The organism is Moorena sp. SIO1F2 (genome assembly GCF_010672755.1).
GTDB lineage: Bacteria > Cyanobacteriota > Cyanobacteriia > Cyanobacteriales > Coleofasciculaceae > Moorena.
In genome coordinates this window covers 1-7,073 of record NZ_JAAHFV010000332.1, presented here as the reverse complement: position 1 = coordinate 7,073, position 7,073 = coordinate 1, and the positions used below count along the sequence as shown (strand labels likewise).

General features: G+C 43.1%; 4 protein-coding genes and 1 pseudogene. 1 reads left to right on the top strand and 4 read right to left on the bottom strand.

Features of this window, described 5'->3' with window-relative positions; translation table 11 throughout:
* Positions 1–871 precede the first annotated feature (871 nt).
* Positions 872–1,294, top strand: coding sequence for a helix-turn-helix domain-containing protein (locus F6J94_RS27250; RefSeq protein ID WP_293030190.1), 423 nt, complete (start codon positions 872–874; stop codon positions 1,292–1,294).
* Between the two features lie 550 nt (positions 1,295–1,844).
* Here the strand turns inward: F6J94_RS27250 and ftsY are convergent.
* The 4 genes and pseudogenes from ftsY to F6J94_RS27230 all read right to left on the bottom strand — a co-directional run.
* A complete protein-coding gene (ftsY, locus tag F6J94_RS27245) occupies positions 1,845–3,728 on the bottom strand; it encodes a signal recognition particle-docking protein FtsY (RefSeq protein WP_293046023.1) in 1,884 nt (627 codons plus the stop codon).
* A gap of 348 nt (positions 3,729–4,076) precedes the next feature.
* Entirely contained in the window at positions 4,077–4,706 is a 630-nt protein-coding gene (nusB, locus tag F6J94_RS27240) for a transcription antitermination factor NusB (RefSeq protein WP_293028650.1), read from the bottom strand.
* 40 nt (positions 4,707–4,746) lie between these two features.
* The gene (locus tag F6J94_RS27235) at positions 4,747–5,475 is read right to left on the bottom strand and encodes a DUF502 domain-containing protein (protein WP_293046021.1); all 729 of its coding nucleotides are present in this window, start codon (positions 5,473–5,475) and stop codon (positions 4,747–4,749) included.
* Positions 5,476–6,730: 1,255 nt separating this feature from the next.
* Positions 6,731–7,073 (bottom strand): annotated as a pseudogene (locus F6J94_RS27230) (glycosyltransferase family 2 protein); the annotation flags it as partial.

Below are 7,073 nucleotides of genomic sequence, written 5' to 3'. Positions count from 1 at the left end.
TCCTGATAGCTGATCATACTAGATAGTAAGATCAGCTATCAGGGTTGTAATTGGGGTAACAACAACTTGTCTAGCCAAGCCATAACAACTAGCTATATTTTTAAGATTATTTACTTTGAGTATAGTTTATTTGATAATAGTATACCACAATCCTGAACAAGAGGAACCAACTAGAGACAATTTTAATCTAATCTTTTATTCTTTCATCAGAGAAAATAACCCCTTTCCAAAGAGGTCATGAACACTAAGGCTGATTTCTGATCACATCAAAAAATCCTGGAGCCCTTTCCTACTATTCTCTTTTAGCTGTTTTCTGTTCCCTGTTAGAGCAATCCTCTGTTTACATCTCATTTGAAAAACCTAATTTCCCCGAAACAATCGATAAATTTTAAGAGTTATGAATTGACAAAAAAGCCAAAGTGTGCATAAAGCGGTTTTCTATTCGGTTAGGTACAAAGTCCTGGGTTTTTAGGGAGCAGGGAGCAGGGAGCAGGGAGCAGTGAAGAGGCAAGAGTTAGTATTTCGACAATGCAATAGTTTTTGATAACCCTCTTAACTTAAGACCCCCACAATACCTATAAACTCCATATATCCCACCAGATGAGAAATTGCGACAATGCAATAGTTTTTCCCACCTTTTTATAGTATTAATATTATTTACCCTATAAACTCCATACATCCCACCAGATGAGAAATTGCGACAATGCAATAGTTTTTATAGCACCCTTTTATATTTTTTAACTTACTACACCCAATACACCCATATCCTCTGGCTGTAAATTGCGACAATGCAATAGTTTTACCATACCCTTGCCTTTTCATAAAAAGTGTGTTAAAATAACAATATCGTTAAAGCAATGGTTTACTCCCCATGATGATTTCCACTGCACAAGCCGCTGAATTACTCGGTGTTTCTGCCACTCGCGTCCGTTACCTTCTGGGCAAAGGCAGAGTTAAAGGCGCTTATAAGGTGGGCAGAACTTGGGTGATTCCGTTGTTTGATGGTATGCCGGTGGTCACCCCTGGCACTCGCGGACCAAAACGGAACTGGTCAAAGCGTACAAATTACACTAAGGCTGTGATCCACGTTAATCAGAAAGTCATTCGCCAAAATCTCAAGACCGGGGAGCGTAATCCTGTGATTACGGTGAAGCGAGGCTCTAAAAATGTTTACGGTCATACGGTGGAGGTCAATGGCCCTTGTCGGGTGATGTACCGTCCGGACAATCCACTAGATTGTGGAGCACGGGTGTGGATTGAGACGATTTCTGATTTTGAAGTGATTTCAGCGTGATGGGGAATTTGCCTTGGCGTAGCTTGGCCTACCGCCAATTCCATTAAAATCGAATCAACTACAAGCTGCCTTATCATTGATGAGCGAAACTTTAGCGATCGCGTTTTTTAGATGAGCGAGACAGTAGCGATCGCGTTTTTTAGATGAGCGAGACTTTAGCGATCGCGTTTTTTAGATGACCGAGATTTTAGCGATCGCGTTTTTTAGATGAGCGAGACAGTAGCGATCGCGTTTTTTAGATGAGCGAGACTTTAGCGATCGCGTTTTTTAGATGACCGAGATTTTAGCGATCGCGTTTTTTAGATGACCGAGATTTTAGCGATCGCGTTTTTTAGATGACCGAGATTTTAGCGATCGCGTTTTTTAGCAATTGTATTTTTTTGGTTCCACAAGAAGTATGGACAACTTAGTCATTACATTACTAAACTGTTGTCCATTTATATTGGATATTATTCAGTGAGAAGCAAAACGAAGCAAAACCGTCAAACCCTATCCCTCTGCTCCCTGTTCCCTATTCCCTGCTCCCTACTCCCTTGCTGTCATAACCAGCTTAGCCACTCAGCAACGCTTCCACAAATTCATAACTAGAGAAAGGCCGCAAATCTTCAATCCCTTCCCCTGCACCAATAAACCGAATCGGTAAGCCTAGTTCCCGCACTACTGCTAAAGCGACACCACCTTTGGCACTTCCATCCAATTTTGTCAATACCACTCCACTCAGTTTTGCCGCCTCTGAGAAGACTTGTGCTTGACGTAAACCATTTTGACCTAAGGTAGCATCCAGCACTAGCAACGATTCAACTTTGGCATCTGGGGCTTTTTTAGCGACAATTCGTCGAATTTTCGCTAATTCCTCCATTAGATTTTTCTTATTTTGCAATCGTCCTGCTGTATCCACCAACAGTAATTCCGTATTTCTAGATTGGGCAGCACTAATGCCATCAAACACAACAGCAGCTGGATCAGTATTCTTACCAGGATTAGCAATCACTTCAGTACCACTGCGCTCTCCCCAAACCTTAACTTGTTCCACAGCCGCAGCTCGAAAGGTATCTGCTGCTGCAATTAAACAACGGTAGCCTGACTTCTGACCTAAGTTAGCGAGTTTACCAATAGTAGTAGTTTTGCCAGCACCATTGACTCCAGTCATCAGCCAGATATTCAAGGTATCGTTTTCTGGAGCAAAGATCCGGCTGTAATTGTTACTGTAAGGTTGCTCTAGCAAATCTCTGATGATTTGTTTGAGATATGCGATCGCTTTTTCTGCTGGTAGAGACTCCTCCCGCAACTTAGCTTGTAGAGTATCAATAATATAGTCAGTCGCCTCAACTCCTACATCTGCTTGTAACAGCAGCGCCTCAATCTCCATTACCGCGTCTTGATTCAACGGGCCTTGACCCACAATCGCCTTTATTTGGTTAATCAAGCCACGACGAGTTTTGCCCAATCCCTGGCGCAGTTGCTTGAGCCAGCTAATTTCCTCGATGGAGATATCCTCAGGACTTCTTCCTTGAGATGCCAACACTTCTGCTGACCACAAGAACCCATCATCAAAGGCCAGACCCAGCATATCTTGATCTATCTCTGCTTCCCCTTCATCCTCGATCACAGTTGCCACTTCGGGTTCCGGTTCAGGGGTTTCAATAGCTGTTTCCTTAAGACGTTCCAGTCGTGCTAGTCGGTTAGTGCTTGCTCGACGGGCCCAACTGGGGCCAGAAGCAGGCGTTTCTTCCTCTGTTGTCTCAGCTGATGGAGCTATATCAGTTGTCAAGGCATCTGATTCAGGGATTGGTTTATTCTCAACCAAGGTCATACCTATAGATGAGTCATGATTAGACTTAACTGAATCCGATGGTTTTGATATTACCTCTTCTACCATCTGATCAGAAGATTGCTCGGTTACTGGTTCAACCGTTTCAGCAGTATCTACCGAAGCTTCACTAACCGTAGACTCTTCTACTTGTGATTGTGCTTGTGATTGTGCTTGTGATTGTGCTTGTGATTGTGCTTGTGATTCTTCTTCAACAGCTATCTGACCTATCTCAGCCGCAACTGTCGTGTCAGTTTCCTCAGACCCTTCGGATGTTTCAGCCGCTGGAGATTCAGTCTCTTGTGATTCTTGAGGTTTTTCCGCCGTAGCCGTTGCTGCTGGCTGAGCCGTTGTATCATCTACTGGCTTACTTTCAGTAGTGTCTGTCTCTGGAGATTGATCTACTTGTTGCTTTTGAACATTTTTGTAGGCAGCTTTTGCCCAACTCAGGTAATCCTCAGCTGCTGCTGAGGATGACTCTTGGACAGATTTAGAATCAGCTTGGTCTATTGGTTGTTGCTCTGTTGCCTTTTGTTCCGATTCTACTTGAGATGTATCAGAGTCCTTTTTCTCAGCAGACCCTGCGCTAGCATCAGACTTTCGGTGGAACCAATTAAAGACCATTACCCTTACTTGACTATGGCGTCAATTAACTATATATATTCAATATTTGATTTAGGTTTTGAGTGCTTAGCCCTAGGCTAATCCCCAAGCGTTTGTCTTAATTTTATCGATATTTGAGTTAATATTATTAATTTTCTAATATAGTCTTGCCTATTAGCCGAATTTTATTCTATTCCCGATACTCCTCATCTCTACGGTAGTGCTACACAAGTAGTGATTTTAGCTCCCGTTACCTTGACCAGACCCTAGCCAAATCACTACATCTTTACCACTACCCTCTCTACTCCCTACTCCCTACTCCCTACTACCTACTCCCTACTCCCTACTCCCTACTCCCTACTCCCTCCGCTATTGTGTTAGAGCTTGAGTTTTAATCAACTCATTGGCACGACGCAAAACACCATTAATAAAACGGTGTCCCTCTTCATCACTGTAGCGTTTAGCCAGTTCCACTGCTTCATTAATTGCGACTCGGTCTGGGATACCTAAAAACGAAATTTCCGCCACAGCCATGCGCAGAATATCCCGGTCAATACGAGGTAAGCGCTTCAGTTGCCAATCTTTAAGGGCTTGGTTCAACATCTGATCAATCTCAAGCTGTCTACGACTGACAGCTTTGAGAATTTCTAGGGTATAGCTACGGACTTCAACCGTATTAGACAACTGGACAATTTCGGGAATCTCTACCGCACTTCCCAAGTGATTGATCGCTTTCTCAGTTAACTCAATTGCATCCGTTACCATTGCTCTAGCACTACGTACATCAGTAGCACGAGTTTCACTTTCAAGAATGCGATCGCTACCCCGTTTCAATTCAGCCGCCGCCGTTTCTAAAGCCTCTTGAATTTCTCCAGTCAGGGTACGAATAGCCGCCAGCACCAGATTATTCAGTTGTTGTGTATCCAACCGCTCTGGTGAGTTGGGCATCTGAGAGATGCTCAAAAGAGCCAGTTCACGGGCAATTCTGCGAGGTTGCATTTTTTGTCCTTAGCTAATTTTGTCCTTTTACCCAAAAAGATTAGGTTTCTTCTGTTGGCAAAACCTGCTGTATCATCTCAGGCAATGGTTCTTCCAATGGTTGCTTTTCAGGAGGCTGCTGTAGGTTAATTGGGATTCCCGGGTTATCTGGGCTAACAATTCCACCTGAGAGCAATACTTTAAAGGCATCTTCGATGGACATCGAAAGATTAATGACGTCCTGTTCAGGAACCATAGCATACCAGCCACTGGTGGGATTAGGAGTAGTAGGTATGAAAACGCTCAACATCGGGCGATTCATGTGGGATTGGAGTTGTGCACTGACAACACCTGTGACGAAAGCGATCGCCCAGACTCCTTGGCGAGGATACTCTACCAAAATCACCCGACTAAACTTAGTTTTAGAATCCTGTAAAAGGGTTTCCAAAATCTGTTTAAGGGTTTTGTATACTGAGCCAGCTAAGGGAATCGCCTGCAATATTTTCTCACCCAAATCTAGCAACCACCGTCCAACAATGTTGCGTGCCATTAAGCCAATCAGCATAATAAATAGTAGTGGGACTGTCAGTCCCACTGCTAAATTAAGCAAATTTACTAAGATGGGGTGGAGATTATCAAAAGGGTTAATTTGTTTGGGAATTCTAGTTAAAAAATTTATCACCCAGTTGGCGATTGTAATCGTCAGCCAGATTGTGGTAGCCAGGGGAATTACCACTAGAATCCCCGCAATTAGGTCATTTTTTAGATCCTGCTTCAAGCCCTCGAACACAGAGCACAGATTCTCCTTTTTATAACTGAATAAAATTTTTGACTAGCCACCTCAATTCCCTACTACTCTTCCAACTTTTTATGTAAGCATTCAGCCTAATGCCGTCAGCGTATTTTATTCATCAGCCGTCAGCGTATTTTATTCAAAAGCTGTTCGGTGTAGAGTGCGCTATGGGCATAAACTGTTCCGGTACCGTTGCTACAGGCCTTTTGGCTGATACGCGACACGCTAATAGCTGATACGCGACACGCTGATAGCTGATAGCTTACCTTGTTATAGCCACTTTTTTTGGAGTGGGTGAAAAAATGCCAAGGTGGATATAGCCGTTATAGACTAGTATACCTCAGTTCGTTCTAATCAATTTACTCGCCTATGAGAATGAGACAGGATATAGAATTCAGTTTTCATCATAATAATTCAGCTATGTTAGTGGGACTATACAGAACGATTATTAGATTCTTTCGAGGATTTCAAGGGAAAAATTCCTTGACAATCAATTAATCTGACTCGAATATCCTGACTTTAGACTCCTCAATGGTCGGATAGTTGGTTATATTGCGCATAGGCGCACGCTACAGACACTAATTTTAAAGTAGGTGGAGTAGGAGTAAAGCGAGGTTGCTTTCACCCATGGTAAGCTATATCATAGGGAAAACCTAAGCTGCACCCATTAACTGTTCTCAATAGTTAACCCTAGGCATGGCGACCCATGGCTAACATTCTCCCTCCTGATCTTTTTTGGTTTTGGAGAATAAATACTTTAAAGGTAAGTTTTAACAGTGGAATTACACCTGTTTTCCCTTGCCGTTCTAGAGTTTGGAGCTGGCTTTAGCTACTCCAAATCTTGTTTCTAGATACTGCCACAAAACGGTAGCCCGTTTGCATCAATCTAGAAGACCACTTCCAAAGTCTGGCGCTAGTTAATGCTTTACAAGATGAAGAAGACATTAGGGCGTTATACCCATGACTAGATTTTAACCAGCACTAGCTATAGGGTTATTACTGGCATGAACTAACATCAGACCAGCTTTTTCCCTTTGACCAGACTAATCGGTATTATTGTTTACATATTACCAGAGATAGATTAACAAAGATAGAGAATCGGAATTGACACTCCTCGGTGATTAGACGCGGGGATTGCTGCTACCCAGTTTTACTATGAAATGTTAGATTTATCAGTTAGTTAGCAAATTCAGTTAGTTAGCCAATGGTATAGTAATCTCTTTGATTCTACCCTAATCTGACATCAAGACTACTAGGATGACGATGAAGTGACCTGGGTAGCATCAGAGTCTTTTGAGCCTTGGGAAGTTGAGGGCATGACACGGCTACAGGGAGGGTGCATGGGATGCTTGAGTTCCCAAAGTTTGACCAATATCAGATACTCATAAAATGCTTGTAAGGTACACCAGGTAAACCCGGCTTGACCATCCAGGAAGCCTCCCAGTAGGAAATACATGTATATAAAACGCCATACAGGTCGCCAGGGCAAGCGTAAGGACAAGTTTTTGAGGGCACGGCGTCTTTCTACTTCCGAACGCCCAAAAAATAGGTCTGCCCACTCAACAGTTCCTTGCTCCAACTGGCGCAAGGTTTCG

Bases quoted from the DNA above. Each gene is read 5' to 3' on its own strand.
- F6J94_RS27250 (WP_293030190.1), top strand. From the start codon at position 872: ATGATGATTTCCACTGCACAAGCCGCTGAATTACTCGGTGTTTCTGCC.
- ftsY (WP_293046023.1), bottom strand. From the start codon at position 3,728: ATGGTCTTTAATTGGTTCCACCGAAAGTCTGATGCTAGCGCAGGGTCT.
- nusB (WP_293028650.1), bottom strand. From the start codon at position 4,706: ATGCAACCTCGCAGAATTGCCCGTGAACTGGCTCTTTTGAGCATCTCT.